Raw genomic sequence first — 3,032 nt, 5'->3', positions numbered from 1 at the left:
CATCACGTCCTTCAGCGGACGGTCCAGTACGACGTCCAGGTGCGCGCACACCTCGTCCAGAGCCTGAGCGAACACCGGGAACGCCTCGTACAACTCCCGACCCATACCCAGGCGCTGCGCACCCTGGCCGGTGAACAGGAACGCGAGGGTGTCCTCGATCCGTGCCACACCCTGGATGACCTGGGCCGCGTTCTCGCCGTTGGCCAGAGCCTCCAGGTCGCGGAGGAGGCCATCACGATCCTCGGCGACCACGGCCGCGCGGTGCTCGAACACCGAACGGGTCGTGGCCAGGGAAAAGGCCATATCGGTCGGCGACAACTCCGGATGCGCACTCATGTGGGCATGGAGCTGGTTCGCCTGGGCGCTGAGCCCCTCCGCGCTCCTACCGGACACCAGCCACGGCAGGACGGTGGGCTGCTTCGCCGTGTCGGCCTGAGGGGCGGTTGCCTCCTGTTGTTCATCGAGGTCGGCCTGCGGCGCCTGCTCGATGATGGTGTGGGCGTTGGTCCCGCTCAGCCCGAACGAGGAGATGCCCGCCCGGCGCGGCTGCCCGGTCTCGGGCCACGCGGTCGCCTCCGTCAGCAGCCGCACCTCACCCGCCGACCAATCCACCTGCCGCGACGGCTCATCCACATGCAGGATCTTCGGCAGGACGCCGTGCCGCATGGCCATCACCATCTTGATGATTCCCGCGACACCGGCGGCGGCCTGGGTGTGCCCGATGTTGGACTTGATGGCCCCCAGCCACAGGGGCTGCTCTTCGGACCGCCCCTGCCCATAGGTGGCCAGCAGTGCCTGCGCCTCGATCGGGTCACCCAGCGTCGTACCCGTACCGTGCGCCTCCACCGCGTCCACCTCGGTGGCCGACAGCCCCGCGCTGGCCAGTGCCTGCCGGATCACCCGCTGCTGGGACGGACCGTTGGGCGCCGTAAGGCCGTTGGACGCACCGTCCTGGTTGACCGCCGAGCCGCGCACGATCGCCAGGACCGGGTGGCCGTTCTTCCGCGCGTCCGACAACCGCTCCACCAGCAGCAGGCCCACGCCCTCGGACCAGCCCGTACCATCCGCGGCGTCCGCGAACGGCTTGCACCGGCCATCGACCGCCAGCCCGCGCTGCCGGCTGAACTCGATGAACGAGCCGGGTGACGACATGACCGACACACCACCGGCGAGCGCCAGGTCACACTCGCCCTGACGCAGCGCCTGCACCGCGAGATGCAGCGCGACGAGCGACGACGAACACGCCGTGTCCACCGTCACCGCAGGCCCTTCGAGACCGAAGGTGTAGGAGATACGACCCGACACCACGCTGGCCGCGCTGCCCGTCAGATAGCCCTCGAGTTCGCCTCCCACCTCATAGAGATGGGTCGCGTAGTCCAGGCCACTCGTGCCGACGAAGACCCCGACCGGCCTGCTGCGCAGGGACACGGGGTCGATGCCGGTCCGCTCGAACGCCTCCCACGAGGCTTCCAGCAGCAGCCGCTGCTGCGGATCGGTCGCCAGCGCCTCACGCGGAGACATCCCGAAGAACTGCGGGTCGAACTCGTCGGCGTCGTAGAGGAAGCCGCCCTCACGGGTGTAGCTCGTCCCCGGGTTGTCCGGGTCGGGGTGGTACAGCGTCTCGTTCTCCCAACCACGGTCGGTCGGGAACTCGGAGATGGCATCGACGCCATCCGCGACGAGTTGCCAGAGTTGCTCGGGGGTGCGTACGCCCCCGGGGAAGCGACAGCTCATACCGACGATGGCGATGGGCTCTTTCGAGGCCTCGACCAGACGCTGGTTCTGTAGCTTGAGGCGGTCGTTTTCCCGCAGAGAAGCGCGCAGCGCTTCGACAACTCTTTCGGAGGACGTAGCCATCAGTAGCTCCACACTTCCAACGACATCAAAGGTCAGCGCCGCCCAGAGCCCTCTGGACGAGGTCATCGACATCCATCGTGTCGACCGCGCTACTCAGTTCTTCTTGCGGCTCTTCTTGCGGCGCCGACTCAGAACCGCTCTCCGATGTCTGAGCGAGTTCGAGCAGGGTGTCCATGAGTCCGGCTTCACGGAAACGCGCGAGCGGAATGGAGACCAACGCCTCGCGTATCCGGTCCTCTTCCGAGTTGTTCCGCTCAGTCCCACCGCCTTGCGGGAACATGCCCGCTTCCAGGTGCTCGGCCAGGGCGATGGGGTTCGGGTAGTCGAATGCCAAAGTGGTCGGCAGCTCCAGGCCGGTGATCGCGCCCAGCCGGTTGCGCAGCTGAACAGCCGTCAGGGAGTCGAACCCGAGCTCTGTGAACGACCGATCGTTCTCGATGGCGTCCGAGGTCGTGTGCACCAGGACCGCGGCGACGTGCTGACGCACCAGCTTGCGCAGCCGGCGCTGACGCTTCGCCGAGGGCAGCGCCTCCAGGCTTGTGCGCAGCTCGGCCACCGCCGACTCGGTCGCCGCCGGGTCGGAAGGCGTCAGTGATGCCGTCGGCCGCTGCGTCTCCATCAGCTCGCTCAGCAACGCCATCGTCCGGTCCGCTCCCAGCTCGCCCGCGAGCCGCTCCCATGCGGCATCGGCCACGAGGAGGAAGGTCTCGTCCAGGTCCAGAGCACGCTGAAGCGCCGAGATGGCCAGATCCGGGTTCATCGGGGCCATGCCGCCCCGCCTCATCTGCTCTTCGAGCTCCCCGTCAACCGCCATACCGCTCCCGGCCCAGGCGCCCCAGGCGATGGAAGTGGCCGGAAGGCCATCCGCGCGCCGCTGCAACGCCAACGCGTCGAGATAGGCATTACCCGCCGCGTAACTCCCCTGGCCCGGGCCGCCCAACGTGCCCGCCGCCGAGGAGAACAACACGAACGCCGACAGATCCATCTCCGCCGTCAGTTCGTGCAGGTTCCGTGCCGCGTCCACCTTCGGACGCAACACCCCGGCCGCCCGCTCCACCGTCAGAGCGTCCACAACGCCGTCGTCCAGCACACCCGCCGTATGCACCACGGCGGTCAGCGGGAACTCGCCCGGAATCGCGTCCAGCACCGCCGCCAAAGCCTCACGGTCAGCCGCG

2 protein-coding genes are annotated in these 3,032 nt (G+C 68.3%); both read right to left on the bottom strand.

Annotation, left to right across the window (positions count from 1 at the left end):
• On the bottom strand, nucleotides 1-1,857 hold a 1,857-nt coding region (locus tag IG74_RS0144120), incomplete at its 3' end, for a type I polyketide synthase (RefSeq protein WP_030689362.1).
• Between the two features lie 25 nt (nucleotides 1,858-1,882).
• Nucleotides 1,883-3,032 (bottom strand): beta-ketoacyl reductase (locus IG74_RS0144115; protein ID WP_030689360.1); only part of this gene is annotated, 1,150 nt, incomplete at its 5' end.

The sequence above is a fragment of the Streptomyces sp. NRRL B-1347 genome (assembly GCF_000720325.1).
Taxonomy (GTDB): domain Bacteria; phylum Actinomycetota; class Actinomycetes; order Streptomycetales; family Streptomycetaceae; genus Streptomyces.
Note: the sequence above shows the minus strand (reverse complement) of the source record. Positions and strands in the feature narration are given on the sequence as shown.